Here is a 16,888-nt window from a genome sequence, read left to right as displayed (position 1 = left end):
AACTATCTTATCTAATCAACTACGAGCGAGACTTGTCGAGCGATTCCGCGTCTTGTCCTGTGCGGTCACGCACCGCTTTTAGGCTTTCTTTTTTCTGCCTATAAAGAAAGTTATGAAGTAGATTATCGCTGCAAATAATACGATTGTTCCGCCTGCTGAAGTTCCAAAATAATATGATGAAATCAATCCCGAAACGCCCGAAACCATAGAGAATATAACAGATGTGATGTGATATGAACGCATTGAAGAAGATACATTTCTGCCTGCTGCGGCTGGAAGTACCAACAGAGAATTGATAATCATAATTCCAACCCATTTAATAGAAATGGTGACCAACAAAGCAATCATTATAACAAATAAATTATTATAAAGACGAACTCTTACTCTTTTACTTGACGCTAAGTCTGCATTTACGCTTGCAAGTAAAAGCTTATTGAAGATAATAGCCCACATAACAACCGCTGCAACAAGAACTATTGCAAGAAGTAAAAGCTCACTCTGTGAAATTGCAAGAATATCACCAATCAGATAATTTGAATATTTCGTGAAGCCTCCGTTTGCCGAAAGAAGAACAACTCCCAGTGCAACTCCGACAGCCGAGAAAACACCGATTATAGTATCGCTTGAGGCTGTTTCAGATTGAATTATTCCTGTTATACATAAGGCAAAGAGTAGGGCAAAACCTATCATAGATAGCATATAATTGTCTACGCCAAGCAATACGCCGATACCTATACCGGTCAATGCCGAATGTCCGAGTGCATCAGAGAAGAACGAAAGTTTGTTGTTGACTATCATAGTTCCTGTTAAGCCAAGAAGTGGAGTAAGCATTAAAACTGCTAAAAGGGCATTTTTCATAAAATTATATTCTGCCCAATCGAAAGGTAAAAGAAAATCCATTACCGCATAAATTCCGTCCATTAAAGCACACCCTCCTCTCCAAGTCCGAATACTTCTCGAACTTCTTTGTGTTTAAGAATATTTTTCGCAGTGTCAGTAAGTACAATAGTTCCGTCAACAAGAGCTGCACGAGTGCAGTATTTTGTGACATGACCTAAATCGTGAGAAACGAGCAAAACAGGCATATGATACTCACTTCTAAGAGAAGTTACTAAATCGTAGAAAGAGCTTATTCCTCGTCTGTCAAGTGCTGAAACAGGTTCATCAAGTATAAGCATATCAGGCATAGGGTCGAGTGCGAATGCGAGTAATACACGCTGTAATTCACCACCAGAAATTCTGCCAAGTGGCTTATCAATAAGCTTTTCTGCACCAACATGGGCAAGCATTTCTTTTGCGTGAGCGAGCTTGTCTTTTTTATGTCTGAACCATACCGGCATCATTCCGGAATTTGCACAGAATAAATCTGCAACAGTAAGCGGAGTTCCTCTGTCAAAGCTCAACGATTGAGGAACATAACCAATCTTAGGCTGAGAAATCTTCTTTCCCATACTGTTGAAATATGTTACTGTTCCGGTGTGCGGAATACGGTCCATAATTGCTTTAAGCAGAGTTGTTTTTCCTGCACCATTTCGGCCGATAATTGCTGTAATTTCGCCGTGCTTAACCTCAAGATTAACATCATCAAGAATTTTTTGATTACCTCGTGTTACCGAGAGATGTTCAATCTTAACACTGCAATGGCATTTTTTGTGTAAATCAGTCATTTCAAAATCCTTTCTATGCTTAGGCTAATGCTTTTTGCAAAACCTTCAAATTTTCTTGCATCATAGTTATATAGGCATCTTTATTCATATCACCACTTACTCCGGGGTCGAGGGTGTAGACCTTTGCATCAGTTTCGGCGGCTATTATATCTGCGGAAGTGTTAGGATACTGCGGTTCAACGAATAGAGCCTTAACACCAGTTTCGTTGGTTAAGTCGATTATAGACGCTAAATCCTTTGCATTAGGCTCACTTCCGGGTTCACGCTCTATAACGCTTACAATGTTTAAGTTAAATTCTTCAGCAAAGTAGTCAAATGCCTCGTGGAATGTAATAATATTTCTATCAGAAATATTTGCAAGACCGCTTTCCATTTCATTTTGTAGCTTAGTCAATTTAGCAATGTATTCCTTGCTATTTTTTCGGTATTCCTTTTCGTGATCTGGGTCAATTTTTATGATTCCCTCAGTTATATTCTCAACTTGCTTTATACAGTTAGCAACAGAAACCCAAAGATGAGCATTATATTCGCCGTGGTCATGATTATGTTCATCTTCGTGTTCATGGTCGTGTTCGTCCTCATCTTCATCGTGATGATGCCCGTCTGCAAGAAGGCTTATACCTGTGCTGGAATCTATTATATGCAAACCATCAACTCTGTTTGCAATATCCTCAATAAAGCCCTCCATACCAGCACCATTGATTATAAAGCCATCAGATTTTTCAATATCTCGCATATTGTCAGTTGAAAGCTTAAAATCGTGCAGACAACCGACCTGAACTTCAGCCATACAATCAACTTCAACACCTTCAACACCATCAACGATATTAAGAGCCATTATATAGATAGGGTAGAAGGAGGCTAAAAATTTAACCTTGTCTTTTTGATAGTCAGTTCTTATACAGCCTGATAATAAACTGACTGCGATAGTCGTTGTTAAAAGCAACGCCAATATTTTTTTCATAGTAAAATATCACCAACCTGTCCTTAACATATGAGTGAGTGAACATATAAAAGGGTGAACAATCGTTCACCCTTTTGCTTATGTCTTATTTATTTTTTGTATCGCTTATACTGATTATGCCATCATCAGAAATAACTATCATATCTCCGCATTTAGCTTCTTTAGGCATTTCATTTTTTTCTATAGCAAACATTTTCTTTTCTTTGTCCTCACAGATGAAGAAATTTCCTTCTGTGCGGTCAATTTTAAGCTTTCTCATTGTGTTCTCCTTGCTTAATTATTCTTCGTCTTCCTCAGCTTCAGACGGTGTATATACAATAATCATACTTAGAATTCTTTGGTCAAGCACTTCACGAATAGTGATTTCCAGTTCTTTGTATGTAAAGCGTTCGCCTGGCTCAGGAATATTAGCGAGCTGTTCCAATGCCCAGCCACCGACAGAATTGCTTTCGGTTTCGATATACTTTGCAGGTTTATCAAAAAGCTCGAGCATATCTGCAATAGACATATCACCGCTTACTTCATACTTATTATCAGAGATTTTAAGGGACATTTTTTCTTCCTCTTCGTCTTCGTCCCAAATCTCACCGACAATCTGCTCAAGCAAGTCTTCCATAGTTACTATACCCAAGATTCCGCCATAATCATCAGTAACAACAGCGAGATGAATCTTGTTGTACTTGAAATCTGCAAGTAAAGCAGAGAGCTTTTTAGTCTTATAGATAAAATGTGCAGGTTGAAGCATAGCTTCAATATTTGGCTTTTCATTATTATTTATAAGAGCCTCAAGATAATCTCTTGTGTGAAGTACACCGATTATTTTATCAATATTATCTCTGTAAACCGGAATACGAGAGTATCTTTCTTTAAGAACAAGCTCAGTAATTTCTTCTACAGGGTCGTCAATATCTATTGCAACCATGTCTACACGAGGAGTAAGAATTTCCTCAGCTGTTTTCTCGTCAAATTCGAGAGCAGACTGTACAAGTTCGCTTTCTTGCTGTTCAAGAACGCCTTCTTCCTCGATACTTTCTATTATGTATTTAAGCTCATCTTCTGTAACTGAAGGTTCAGAATCATTGTTGTTTCGTGCAATTTTTTTATAGAGCTTATTTATTCCCATAAGAATAATAGAAATAGGGGTTAGCAAAACCATGAGAAATTTAAGAATAGGTGCAAAGGTCATACAAATTTTTTCTGCATTGCCTATTGCGATATTCTTAGGTAGAACCTCGCCGAAAATAAGAACAACTACTGTAATAACAACTGTGCTGATTACAGTACCCTGAGCTTCACCAAGAAGGTTTACAAAGAAAACTGTTGCTAAAGAAGAGTTTGCAATGTTTACAATGTTATTTCCGACAAGAATGGTCGTAAGAGCCTTGCTATATCGTTCTGCAACATATAGTGCAGTTTTAGCTTTTTTGTTGCCGTTATCGGCAAGGTTTTTAAGGCGAATCTTACTTACTGACGAGAATGCCGTTTCCGTTGATGAAAAGAATGCAGAAAGCAAAAGTAACACAACGCAAATGGCAATCGTAGACCAAGGATCCAAAAATCATCACTCCAAATAAAATGTTTATGCACAATTTGAAATATTTCATTGTGCAATTAAGAATTACTTCTTCCTATTATATAAATTATTAAAGTAATTATATTTCTTAATTAGAATAAAGAGAAAAATAAATTGTAAAATTTAGCGGCGAGCCGCCGCCCCCAAGACGCGGAATCGCTCGACAAGTCTCGCTCGTGGTGAATACAAGAAGTTTTTCCACGCGGAGGATTAAATTACCGCTTGACTGATGCACTTCTTTTAGACACTTAAAAGTTTTGCTCAAGCTTTTTCAAAAGCTTGCAGGGTTGAGGGACGGAATCTCTCATAGGTTTCAACGCCCTTAACTTTTCTTTGCCCTCTAAGTGGAGGACTTAGTCCGCCACTTGATTTCTTTTGTTAGTAAAGTCGAATAGCGAACCATTTTAAGTGAAGTGCTTCCACTACCTGTAGAATCGCTCTTTAAGTTTCATTCAAACTTTTTAAAAGCTATCATCAGTCTAAATTATCCCAGAACAGAATAATATATAGTTATTTTCGTTACGATATTATCCTTAAAATCAAGCGAAATCATTTTACTTGTATCCTCATTTGAGGTATAAGTATATATTCCGGAATTGCTGTCAGTTATACTTCTTGTTTCAGGTATGCCAAATGCTTTATCAGCATCGTCCATACTATCTCCAACAGTAATTCCAAGAACAGAAAGTAAAGAATTACTTGCCATAGCGTCAGCGTTTTCCTGAGAAATTATATCCAGTTTAACTTTCTTGAGTTTTGTGTCATCACTTTGTTCGTCATTGCTTACATTATATATATCATAAGAAATTGATTTAGCCTTGTTGCTAAGTAGATTGCCGATAAGTCTGCCGGAGGTATCTTTATCACCGCTAAAAAGCTTAGTGCCAAGAGTAAAATCCTTTCCAAAATCAGAAATACAAGGGGGAGACGGTAGCATTGTTCCATTTATTTGTATGCTGTCAAAGGCTTTTTTAATATCAAATTTTTTATCAGTTTTAATGCTGCGAGCATCTGAAACAATATTTTGATTTTCAGATACGGTACTGTTTTGATTGTCGGTTTGTCCTTGAGAACAAGCCGCAGCAGAGAGTAAGAGCATAGCAGAAAATATAAGAACGGTTAGTTTAAAAGCTTTTTTCAAGATAATCACCTTTCATTCAATCATTTATTTCAGGAGGATATGGAACTGTATTATAAACTTCAATAACCTTATCACGCATCCAAAGACCAGGAGTTATTCTTGTTGCATAGCCATAACCGCAATCCATACGCCAATCGTAGCTATGAGCCTGAGGAAGTCCGTATACGGCAAGAAGCGTCATAATTACTCCGCCATGAGTGACGATAGTTGCGGAAGAAATGCCCGAAGTCATCATAGAGTTTACAAGACGCTCAAAACCAAGACATACTCTGCGAGTAAAGTCCGCACCACTTTCTCCGTTTGGTGGAGGAGTTTTTTCTGAATTTGAAAGCCATTCTGCAAATTTAGGTTCACCAGCAAGCTGTGCGGCAGTTTTGCCTTCCCAGTCTCCAAAATTACATTCTGAAAATGCACCATTTAAAGTGACATTTTGCGATGGAAAAATAGCTTCACAGGTTTCAAGACAGCGAGAAAGAGGGCTTGATATAAGCATTTCTGTGCGTGGATAGCCTTGCTCATTGCTTATTTTTAAGAGCTGTTCTCTGCCTTTTGGTGAAAGGTGTACATCAGTTACGCCTATATAAGCACCTTGAACATTAGCTTCAGTTTGCCCATGACGGATAAAATTGATTTGATAAGATTTCATATAAAATTTCTCCTTAAAATTTCTTTACAAATAGTTATGAGAGTAGTATAATCTACAATAAGTATTTTTGTGAGGTGAATCATATTGAATACAGATTTTCCACGAATTATTACACTATTGAGAAAAGAAAAAGGTATGAGTCAAAAGCAAGTTGCCGCTGAGCTTGGAATATCTCAGGCTTTGCTTTCACATTACGAGAAAGGGATAAGGGAATGCGGTTTAGATTTTCTTGTTCGTGTAGCAAAATATTATGATGTTTCCTGTGATTATCTTGTCGGGATTACATCAGACCGAAAGGGAGCTGTGCTCAATATAGAAAGTACAGAAAATCATTCTAATGAAAAACCTCAGTGCGATAGTCATTGTGCAAACCTTGCTAATCTCAATAGAAAGCTTGTAATGAATTCGGTTTATGTTATTTTCAATATACTTGCACAAACAGGTAATAAAAACCTTACAAGTGAAGTTTCGTCATATCTTATGGTTTCTGTTTATAAGATGTTTAGATTGCTATATAATGCAAATCCACAAAATCCACAAGATTTTTTTGCTATAAATACTGAGCTTCAAAGAGGGCTTTCTTCAGCATTGATGCTTGTCAATGAAGCTAACGCAGAGGTTTCAGCAAAAACATTCATAAAAAATATATATAAGGATAGAGAAATAAGCCTTTCGCCAAGTGTGATACAAGAGCGTTATCCGCAATATGCGGCGGCACTTTCAGACCTTATTAAGATTGCAGAAAATAATATGACAAATTACTATTTATAATTTCATATAATAAAGAAGCGACTGTGTTAATACAGTCGCTTTTATTTGAATTGGTTTATTGCTTAATCAGAGGTTTCTGCACCAAGGCTTACGGTAATTGTAAGCTTAGAACCATAAGGAGCAGTATCGCCAACCTTATAGTCCTTATATCCGATAACCGCACCCTTTGCGACTTGGTCATTTGCAACCTCTGTTTTATTTACGATAAAGCCCATGCCGCTGAGAGTTTTAATAGCTTCTTCAACAGTAAGATTATTTATTGCAGGAAGCTCTCTCTGCTGAGGTCCTTTACTTACGACAACTACGATTGTAGAACCTTTAGTTACAACTGAACCAGCCTCAGGAATTTGAGAAATTATATTTCCCTCTTTAACTGTATTGCTGAACATTGCTTCACTCTCTTGAAGAACGCTATATTCAGCATTGCTTGAATCTGAGAGTACACGATTATATTCCTTATCACAGAGATTCGGAACAACTATAGAATCAGGGTCAGAAGTATCGATTATGGCAGATGCTGCTGAACTTACAGAGGAATCTTCATCAGCATTGCTTTCACCATTAGATATAACGATATTAAAGTTAGATTGGCTAACCCATATAATAGCAGCAACTACAAGAATAAGTAAAGCTGAAAGGCAGGAGACGAGTACCCACGCAAAGCCTGGAATACCGCTCTTTTTCTTTGCATTATAACTTCTTACAGCGGCTGCCTGAACTGCATTACGAGTAGCCTCATTCTGAATAGCACGAACGGTTGGAGCGGCAGAAAGCTGAGTTTTAAGGTCGGCACAGGTTTTAGTTCTTGCACTTCTGAGAACCTGAAGTCCGCCGGCAAGAGCTGTTACAACATGAGGTGGAAGTTGCTTAAAAACTGATGTAGGGAGCGGAAGCTTGCCGTCAGGTTTACGCTTGTCCGCATCTTCCGGAAGGCGACCTGTCAAAGCGAAGAAAAGAGTTGCCGTAAAGCCATAAACATCTGTACGTTCATCAAGATATGCATTTGGGTCATATTGTTCAGGAGCAGAACAACCATCAAAAAGCTCTGCGTCAATCATATCATTCTGTTGACGGATTTCTCTTATAGCAAAGCTTTGAAGTCTGAGTTTTCCGGCAGGTGTTACTACAAGGCTTTCCGGATTTATACCAAAGTGAGTAATTCCTGCCTCATGAATTGATGTAAGAGCAGAAAGAACAGGCATAAACATTGGTCTTGCAGTATTCCAATCAATAGAGCCGCCGCTTCTCTCAATATATTCGCTAAATGTAATGCAGTCGAGCTTTTCCTCTACAGTATAGCAAGTACCATTTTCAGAGAAAATATCGTAAATCGGTGTTATGGATGAAAGTTCACGAAGTCTTGCAAGAGTTCTGTAATATTCAAGGAAAGATTTTTTCAGAGTTTCAAAGGTCTGTTCGCTGCCTTCACGAATAACAAGGTCTACGTTTCCGGGAGCTCGTCCGCAGATTCCTGACGGAAGAAATTCGTGAATAATGATAGCAGAGTGCATAAAATTATCATAACCTATATAGTAAGCGCCTTCAACACTGTTGTCAATTTGCTTGCCCACTAAATAACGCTCTTGAAGGATTGTACCCAATGGAAGAAAGGGTGCAGACTGTACAGAGTCCTTATCAAATCCGCAATGTGGGCATTTCTGCTCACCGTTAATTTCGCACATACAACCTAAACATAATTGCGACATGAATAAAGCCACCTATCTCCGTGCTGAATCAAATTTTAGAAATAATTACAAGCGAAAGCTGCACGGTGCTTATAACTTGTTTGCCAATATATAATTGATTATATCATAGTTGATAGTAAAAAAGCAAGTTTTAGTAAAGGGATAAGAATTACAAATTTGTAAATTTAAGCATAATTTTAGTAAAGTATATGAAATTTGGAAAAAACCTATAAAATTTGTACGGAACATATGTGATGTTTTTGTGTAAAAATGATATTGCAATATATATAAGAATAATATATAATGTAGCAAATCACATGGGGGTATAGCTCAGCTGGGAGAGCGCTTGAATGGCATTCAAGAGGTCAGCGGTTCGATCCCGCTTATCTCCACCACATATAATGTATAATAAATTCTCTCGAAGTATTGCGGGAGAATTTTGTATTTTAATATTTTAAAATACAATTTTTTACATTATAAGGATAAATTTACATAACAGTAGGATATTAATTGAAGATTTGCACGATAATGAGTATAGTAGTATTAAAGTATCAATAAAACAACAATGCTTGTTTAATCTATTAAAGATGAGTTTCAAGCGTGTTAGTAATTGTAAAATAATAACTTTTTGAGTTGAGTACTTGACGGGTTTGTGTAAAAGTGCTATAATTAAGAAAAGTTTAAAGAAAATTATGTAAACAGTAGGCTACAATTCATTATTAAGATGCAAAAAGGTTTATGGAGGTTTATGCTATTATGATAATGACATCGACATCGAAACGAAAACTAACATCAAGTGTGGCGATTTTGTGTGCCTTAATGATACTTATAGGCATTTTCCCTATGAATCTTTTTAATAGAAATAAAGCTGAAGCTGCGGGCAGCGATACATATACAAATACTTGGCTTTATTTTGATACATCGAATGTTTCAAGCTTGTGGAATGGTACTGTTTATCTAAATTGCCCGTCATGGGGAACAAAGCAATATGAGATGACAAAAATTCCAGGCACAAATGTTTATGCACTTGATACTTCAAAATGGGATAAATTGGGTACAAGCGGAGAAATTTATTTTTCATCTGGTAATTTACGCACCACTAATTTAGGTAATTTGGAATATATCTTTGGCAATAGTAAAGTTTCTGGAGCAGCTACAAATATATTTAATGTACTTGTTTGTCAAAATAGTCAAACGAATAATCAATATATCTGCAAAAGAGAAAATAGATATAATCAAATAATTGCGAGTGGAAGTTCAACAATAAATACGAAAGGCGATGGAATAATTAGCACAGCGGTTCCTACTCAAGGAAATTCCAAGCCTGCACATAATCCTGAAAAACTCTATTTTAACAGTACTTTCTATGACTATTATAGTGATTATGAAATAGAAAAAGGTGAAAATAGAAAGGATATAAATAACAGCAAAGATAGTAGATACAGCAATACCAATGGTTATGGTTGGACAAATACCAGATATATACAAGCTCAGGGGTTTGATAGGGCTTTAAGTAATTTCTATTCTACTAATAAAGTATCCAGACCATTATATTTCGGACATTTTCAATCAAAGAATAGTGGTGAAACATTTTTAGGTATAAGTAGTATCTTGCAGTTATATGGTTCTTATTATAATAATGAAAATCCAAATATGACTTGGCAGAATAGAAATTTTTTCTATTATAATAACTCTGAGTTCAGAAATTCATGTAATAATTGCTTTGATAGAGTAAACAGCCATACACATGAAACTAATGTTGCAGTTCAAGGTCTTTTTGGAAAGACCTTGAATAATGGAAATATTACAATTCCTACAAGCAGTAGTGGTGTATATGGCACTGACACAGGAACAGTGAATGCACCTTACTTTGATAAAGCTTTCTTAAGAGGAAATAATTCTTATAAAACAGCATATGGTAATGTTTATGAAAATGTTGATTTCCCATTTGTTAAAAATAGCGATGGCTATTGGGAATTTAACAGTGCTGACGCTAATCAGACAGTAAGACTTAAACAAACTACAAGCGGAGAGTATTACTTAGATGAAGTAGGTTCAAGTGGTGTGGTATATGGTTATACAGATGGTAAAATAATCAATGTGCCAAACTTCTTCCCATTTAATTCAAATAGTGATTTTACTGAACTGAAAAATATTAGTTGGGATACAACAGCATCTGTAAATAATGTTAATGATCCATCAGGTAATAAGCTGAATGTTCAGGCAAAAACAAATGGTACATATGTTGATAAATTAAATTATGGCTTTGGTGTTAAGCTTGAAATTCCATTCACACTTAATGATACAGGCAAGGATCAGAATGGTAATGATATTGTGTTTAATTTCTCAGGTGATGATGATGTTTTAGTTTATGTTGATGGTAAACTTGCCTTAGACTTAGGTGGTTCACATGGCGCTGTTGGTGGCAATATCAACTTTGCAACAAAAAAGACTACAGTTACAAAGGTAAAAACCTCTACAGCAGAAAACTCTAATGTTACTAAAACTTTTAGTGAACTTGATTTAACAGCCGGAAAAGGAAGCCATACTATTACGCTCTTCTATATGGAGCGTGGTATTTGGGAATCTAATATGAAGATTACATTTAATATGGTTCCTGAAACACAGCTTGATGTTGAAAAGGAAGTAAATACATCAAATGTTGATTCCGATATTCAAAAAGCTATTTCTGATAATGTAGATAAGATTGATTTTAATTTTGATGTTTCAGAAGCAAAAACACAGAAAACATTGAAAGAAACAACAACCAATAATACTACATCAACAAGCAATGTTATAACAAATGCTAGTAATACAATTACTCAAACTACATATAGTGGAAAAAGTGCATTATATTATCAATTAAATGACTTTGGTACTAAAGGTAATTATGGTGCTAAAATTCCTTTTAAAAGTGATGGAACAACCGTAGATTTGAGCAATGCAGAGTATATATATTTTTGGGTATATAATACGAATAGTGGTTATGCAAATAATGACCCTCGTATAGGCTTATTTAATAGTAATGCGGATGATCATTATGATATTGGAGCTTTGATGTCTACATTAGAAACTGCTCCGGAATGTTGGGCTGAATTCCTTTCTTATAATAGCAATAATAATAAATTTGAGTCCGGTAAATGGAAGCAAATTAAAATATCCATTAGTAAATTGAAAGAAAAGAATTCTGGTATTAATTTAAGTAATGTCAAGTATTTAATGGTTTCATTTTGGGCTAGCACAAAGTTCTATATTTCCGATATAGGATATGCAAGTTATGTTGATGAATCTGGTAGTTTTACACAAACGCAAAAGGAATATACCTTAAATACAGATACAGCAATAAAGCAAACAAGCAATGAAGGTGCTTTTACACTTGAAAATGGTGATATTTCTCATTTTGTAAATCAGTTTGATACAGGTTCTAGTTTAAAAGTACATGAGGCAGATAAGTATAAATATAATAATACTGAGTATAACATATCAGACCTGTTCTCAACTGAATGGCAATTATATTCAGGAAAAACATTAAGAGCCGATAGTACAGCTTCTGCTTATAGCAGTAAGAATAAGTATTATGCAGATGATAATTCAACTGCTTATACTAATGCATTTAAGTTTTCTGGTTCTATCAGTGCTCCGGATAAAGTTAAGTTTATAAATAGTATAAAAACACAAAAGTTAAAGATAACTAAAAAACTTATTGATTCTGATGGCAACCCATTAACTGCTACAAGTGATAAGACATTTAATTTCAATGTCGAATTTACGAATGTTGGTGGCATTAATCTTGAAAATAGCACGGTTACTAAGCAAGTTAATGTAACAATACCAAATGGTAGCTCAGAAGCAAGTGCTGAAATAACTGGTATCCCTGTTGGAACAAACTTTAATGTCAGTGAAACTAATGGTGATGATTATACAGTATCGTATAGTCCAAAGACTGGTACCATAGTTAGTGGCAGTGATATTACTGTAACAGTTACTAATAAGGAAGCTCCTCAGCTTACTGAGTATACAGCGATAAAAAATTGGTCTGATGGAGTTCCGGAAAATGATACACAAATCACTTTACAGCTTCAAAGTAAAACCACAGGTAGTTTTACAAATGTTAAGAATGGTAATGTAAGTATTAAAAAAACATCAAGCGGTTTTACAGTTGCCGGTGGTAATAGAAGTAACCTAATAGTTGATTCTGACGGAAAAACTTGGACATATAAATACACTGATTTGCCAAAAAAATCTGGTGGTAATGATATAACATACCGAGTTATAGAAAGTGTAGTTCCTAAGGGTTATGAGATGACTGTCATACATAGTGATAACAAGTCAATAATAACCAATACAAGAATCAAGACTTCTGTTACTGTAGAAAAGAAATGGAAAGATAGTACCGATTCTGATATGACCGATACAAGTAATTTAAGTATAAAACTACAGCTTAAGCAAAATGGCAAATCTTATGGCAACGTCATTACACTTGATAATAAGTCTGGTTGGAAATATACATTTAATAATCTTCCTAAAACTGATTTAGTAGGAAAGGATTATGAGTATACCATTGAAGAAGTTGGAGTTGCTGATAATGGTAGAATAACTATTGATGGCAAAACCTTTGTTGTAAGTTATTCTGACGATGGTCTTACAGTAACGAATAAGGAACTTGCTCCGATAGTAATGCCGGAAGCAGGTGGAGAAGGTAAAAATCCATTTAATTTCGTTTTATTTGGAGCAATAGCCATAGCGTTAGCAGGTGGTTTGTTGCTATTAAATAAAAAATATGCATTTTTGCATATAAAAAAGTCATCAAAGGAGGTGCAATAATCCTCCTGAAAAAGTTATTGATTATAAGCTAAGGTGCGAGGCATATAATCATATAACTGCTAAAAAATGGAATCGCACAGAAAACAATATTATCCGATATGGAGGTAAAAATTATGAAAGCTAAGAAAATCTTTAAAGGAATGACTGCCGCTGCTGTTGCTGTTGTACTCGCAGCATCTATGGTACCAATGACTGCTTTTGCAGCCGGTGTTACAATCACAGTTAAGCCTGTAAATAATTTGGATGAGCATGCTACTACTTCTAAAGCATTAAAAACAACATATAATATATATAAGGTTTTTGATGCTAACTATGCTGTTCAAGAAGCTTTTAAAGATGTAAGCGTAACAATGACAAAGTCAGATAATTCCACTGATACATTTTCACTTAAAGATTCAGATGCAGACAAGAAATTATCTAAATATTGTTCCGCAACAGCTAATCCTAATAATTACAAAGCAAATATAAAGGCATTAACAGATGCATTGGTACCTGCAGCTACTGCACCTGATGTAACTGTGCCGGATATTACAGCAGATACTACTGTAACTTTGGATTCTAATTGCTACTATCTTGTTGTTCCTACAGCAGATGCACAGATGAATATAGCACCATCTCTTATTACTGCTGCTAGCAATTTAACTGTTGCTCCAAAGACTTCTTCAATATCTGTTGATAAGTCTATTGAAAGTGTAAATAGTAAAACAGATAATGTTTCTACATCAAAAAATTCAGCAGCTGTAAAGATAGGTGATACAGTTTCCTATTCTATTAAATCTCAGATTCCATCTTATGCTGATGCTGTAAAGGAAATAGCACAAGATTATACTATTACTGATACTCCAACAGCTGGATTATCTATTAAATTCGATAAAGTAGCTGATGATAGTGATCCAACAGACGGTATTGTTGTTGAAATTACAGGTGGTACAACAGCAACAAAAGGAACAGACTATACTATAACAAAAAATACTGGTGATGGTGGATTTAAAGTAGTATTTTCAGATGCTTATGTACTTGCTAATGGTGGCAAGGATGTAGTTGTTAAATTTGATGCAGAAGTTAATGAGAATGCTGTAGTAAATACAACAGGTAACGTCAATGACGCTAAGGTTTCATTTGATAATGACTATAAAGAAGCAAATTCTGAAAAGCCTACAGATATTGATGATAAGGTAACTGTCTACAGAACAAAAATGGATTTTGTTAAGGAATTCGTTGGTAAAGATGGACAGAAAAAAACAACTCCAATAGCTGGAGCAAGTTTCACACTTTCTAAAAAGAATAGCACTGGTACTTACGAGCAAATCGCTACATTTACAACAACTGCTACAGTTAATAGCACCACATTCGAGAGACTCGATGTAGGCGATTATAAACTCGAAGAAATAAAGGCACCAGAAGGCTATGCTAAGCTTGCTCCTGTAGAATTCACAATTGCGGCTCCTCTTACAGAGGGTGGCGAATACAACGGTGTATTTAATTTTTCAACAGAGAACTCAACACTTAAATTGGAAGCAAGTACTGATGGAACATACTATACTGGAACAATTACAAACGTAGAAGGCCAAACACTTCCAGGCACAGGTGGAATGGGCACAATCATCTTCACAGTTGCTGGTGCAGGTGTAGTACTTGTAGCTGGTATCATGCTTATCGTTTACATGAAGAAGAGAAAGATTGAGGAATAATTTATACTTACTCTTTAATTTCACTTAGCTAATTGTTAAATCTGCTCCGCTCCGTTTTGGTCGGAGCAGGTTTTCCAAGGGGCTTGGCTCAGAAATGTGGCAAGCCTCTCGGAAAACTTTGCGAAAGGGCGTAAAAACTTGAAACACAAAAAGCTTAGGAAATGGCCGCTCTTTGTTATGGCAATACTCTTTTTTGTTGGTGTTGCGTCCGTTCTTTATCCATTCGTGGGTAATTTGGTTTCGGTTATGACCGCCAATGTTGTTATCGGCAGCTATGATGAAGAGGTTAAAAATCTTGATACCTCGGAAATTGACGAGCTATTCGCCAAAGCTAATGAGTATAACAAAAGTCTTTACGGCGGCTTAAAAACCAATGTAGACGCAAAGTGTCTTAATCGCACAGACGGTATAATGTGTTATGTCGATGTACCAAAGGTTAATATCTACTTACCCGTATATTATGGTACTTCTCATGAAGTCCTCGAAAAAGGTTGTGGATATCTCGAAAATACTTCTTTGCCGGTTGGCGGCAAAAATACACATAGTGTAATTTCGGGACACACGGGTTTGCCGAGTGCTGAAATGTTTACCCAGCTTGACCAAGTCAAAATAGGCGATATGTTTTATATACATATTCTTAATAAAATTCTTGCCTATAAGATTGATAAAATCCAAGATGTTAAGCCGGATGAAACGGATAATCTTAGGATTGTTTCCGGAGAAGATTATGTCACACTCTTAACTTGCACACCTTATGGCATCAATGACCGCCGACTTCTTGTGCGTGGAACTCGTGTTCCATATACTCCTGATGAGAATAGCGGAAGTACCTCAGAAATTACTGAGCCGCCGACATCTGATGATGCACTATTTCAGAATGTTATAAACCAGATTATTATAATCGGTGTGATTGTACTTATTGCTATTATCGTTTTCATTATTGCTTGTATAATACTTCATAAGGACCGCAAAAAAGTAGAAAAATATCAGCAAGATAAGCAATCAAATGAAAAGCAGGAGGAATAGCAATGGGAACAATAAAAAAGCGTGTAAAGCGCAGGCTTCCGCTTGTATTTATCTTTCTGTTTTTGCTCGTTGGCATTGCAATTTTTATATATCCGAAAGTCAGTAATTGGCTTTCAGTATATACATCTCGTGTAGAAATTGGCTCATATAATGATGCAGTCAAGAAAATGGATACTTCACAAATTGAAGCTCTCGAGAAAAAAGCAAAAGATTATAATGAAGCCCTTGCAAAAAAGGATACACAAGCACTTTCAGTAATAAACTATGAAGCACTTTTAACAGTAACAGACGCAATCGGCTATATAGATATTCCAAAAATAAATATTTATTTGCCGATTTTTCATGATATGTCTGATGAAGTCCTCCAAAAAGGTGTAGGTCATATGGAGGGAACATCGCTTCCGGTTGGTGGAAAAAGTACCCATGCAGTTTTGCCTGCACACACAGGCTTGCCGTCTGCAGAGCTTTTTACAGACCTTGACAAAATGGAACTTGGTGATGTATTTTATATTCATGTCCTTGGCAAGGTTCTTGCGTATAAGGTTGACCAGATTAAAGTGGTTTTGCCCGAAGATGATAGTGACATACAGATTATCGAAGGCGAAGACTATGTCACACTTTTAACCTGTACACCATATGGCATCAATGACCACAGACTTCTTGTTCGTGGAACCCGTATTCCATATGAAGAAAAGTCAAAAGAAATTACCGCTACACCGCCAACACAAAATGACGATAAGGAACAGCTTCCGGTTGAAGTTATAGCAACTATTGCAGCGATTATTGTTGCTACAATAGTCATAGCGATAATTTTGTTAATTCTTTTCTTGCCGGTAGGTAAGAAAAGCAAAAATAAAGAAAAAGCAAGCAAAGAAAAACAAAAATCTTAGAGGGAGGAAA

The 16,888-nt window shown here is 36.0% G+C and carries 13 protein-coding genes and 1 tRNA gene; 6 read left to right on the top strand and 8 right to left on the bottom strand.

Going from position 1 to position 16,888, the window contains the following annotated elements; translation table 11 throughout:
* Positions 1-78: 78 nt before the first annotated feature.
* The 7 genes from ACLU24_RS09115 to ACLU24_RS09085 all read right to left on the bottom strand — a co-directional run bounded on the left by ACLU24_RS09115 (position 79) and on the right by ACLU24_RS09085 (position 5,991).
* Positions 79-921, bottom strand: a complete 843-nt coding sequence (locus ACLU24_RS09115) for a metal ABC transporter permease (protein ID WP_412612133.1) — start codon at positions 919-921, stop codon at positions 79-81.
* Entirely contained in the window at positions 921-1,667 is a 747-nt protein-coding gene (locus tag ACLU24_RS09110) for a metal ABC transporter ATP-binding protein (RefSeq protein WP_412612131.1), read from the bottom strand. Before ACLU24_RS09110 ends, ACLU24_RS09115 begins: the two co-directional genes overlap by 1 nt.
* A gap of 19 nt (positions 1,668-1,686) precedes the next feature.
* Positions 1,687-2,631, bottom strand: a complete 945-nt coding sequence (locus ACLU24_RS09105) for a metal ABC transporter substrate-binding protein (RefSeq protein ID WP_412612128.1) — start codon at positions 2,629-2,631, stop codon at positions 1,687-1,689.
* 85 nt (positions 2,632-2,716) lie between these two features.
* Positions 2,717-2,890 carry a DUF3006 domain-containing protein gene (locus ACLU24_RS09100; RefSeq protein ID WP_412612125.1) on the bottom strand — a complete coding sequence of 58 codons (174 nt, stop codon included), beginning with the start codon at positions 2,888-2,890 and terminating at the stop codon, positions 2,717-2,719.
* Positions 2,891-2,908: 18 nt separating this feature from the next.
* A complete protein-coding gene (locus ACLU24_RS09095; RefSeq protein ID WP_412612122.1) occupies positions 2,909-4,186 on the bottom strand; it encodes a hemolysin family protein in 1,278 nt (425 codons plus the stop codon).
* Positions 4,187-4,688: 502 nt separating this feature from the next.
* Complete coding sequence (locus ACLU24_RS09090; RefSeq protein ID WP_412612119.1) at positions 4,689-5,345, bottom strand: hypothetical protein; 657 nt, start codon at positions 5,343-5,345, stop codon at positions 4,689-4,691.
* A 16-nt stretch (positions 5,346-5,361) separates the two neighbouring features.
* Positions 5,362-5,991 carry a histidine phosphatase family protein gene (locus ACLU24_RS09085; protein WP_412612117.1) on the bottom strand — a complete coding sequence of 210 codons (630 nt, stop codon included), beginning with the start codon at positions 5,989-5,991 and terminating at the stop codon, positions 5,362-5,364.
* Between the two features lie 84 nt (positions 5,992-6,075).
* On the opposite strand from ACLU24_RS09085, the gene ACLU24_RS09080 reads away from it, so the two are divergent.
* Positions 6,076-6,762, top strand: coding sequence for a helix-turn-helix domain-containing protein (locus ACLU24_RS09080; protein ID WP_412612114.1), 687 nt, complete (start codon positions 6,076-6,078; stop codon positions 6,760-6,762).
* A 62-nt stretch (positions 6,763-6,824) separates the two neighbouring features.
* Here ACLU24_RS09080 and ACLU24_RS09075 read toward each other — a convergent pair whose 3' ends face one another.
* Positions 6,825-8,468, bottom strand: coding sequence for a PASTA domain-containing protein (locus tag ACLU24_RS09075; RefSeq protein WP_412612113.1), 1,644 nt, complete (start codon positions 8,466-8,468; stop codon positions 6,825-6,827).
* 298 nt (positions 8,469-8,766) lie between these two features.
* Between ACLU24_RS09075 and ACLU24_RS09070 the strand changes: the two genes are divergently transcribed.
* From ACLU24_RS09070 to ACLU24_RS09050, 5 genes are all read left to right on the top strand, one after another.
* Positions 8,767-8,842, top strand: a tRNA-Ala gene (locus ACLU24_RS09070).
* Positions 8,843-9,203: 361 nt separating this feature from the next.
* Positions 9,204-13,271 (top strand): Cna B-type domain-containing protein, encoded by a 4,068-nt coding sequence (locus ACLU24_RS09065; protein WP_412612110.1) that lies wholly within the window; start codon positions 9,204-9,206, stop codon positions 13,269-13,271.
* A 113-nt stretch (positions 13,272-13,384) separates the two neighbouring features.
* The gene (locus tag ACLU24_RS09060) at positions 13,385-14,962 is read left to right on the top strand and encodes an isopeptide-forming domain-containing fimbrial protein (protein ID WP_412612108.1); all 1,578 of its coding nucleotides are present in this window, start codon (positions 13,385-13,387) and stop codon (positions 14,960-14,962) included.
* A gap of 177 nt (positions 14,963-15,139) precedes the next feature.
* Complete coding sequence (locus ACLU24_RS09055; protein WP_412612105.1) at positions 15,140-15,988, top strand: class C sortase; 849 nt, start codon at positions 15,140-15,142, stop codon at positions 15,986-15,988.
* Between the two features lie 2 nt (positions 15,989-15,990).
* Complete coding sequence (locus tag ACLU24_RS09050; protein ID WP_412612102.1) at positions 15,991-16,878, top strand: class C sortase; 888 nt, start codon at positions 15,991-15,993, stop codon at positions 16,876-16,878.
* The last annotated feature ends 10 nt before the right edge of the window (positions 16,879-16,888 follow it).

Origin of the sequence: Pseudoruminococcus sp., from assembly GCF_047012705.1 — a bacterium.
In the GTDB taxonomy this organism is placed as follows: Bacteria; Bacillota; Clostridia; order Oscillospirales; family Acutalibacteraceae; genus Pseudoruminococcus.
Note: the sequence above shows the minus strand (reverse complement) of the source record. Positions and strands in the feature narration are given on the sequence as shown.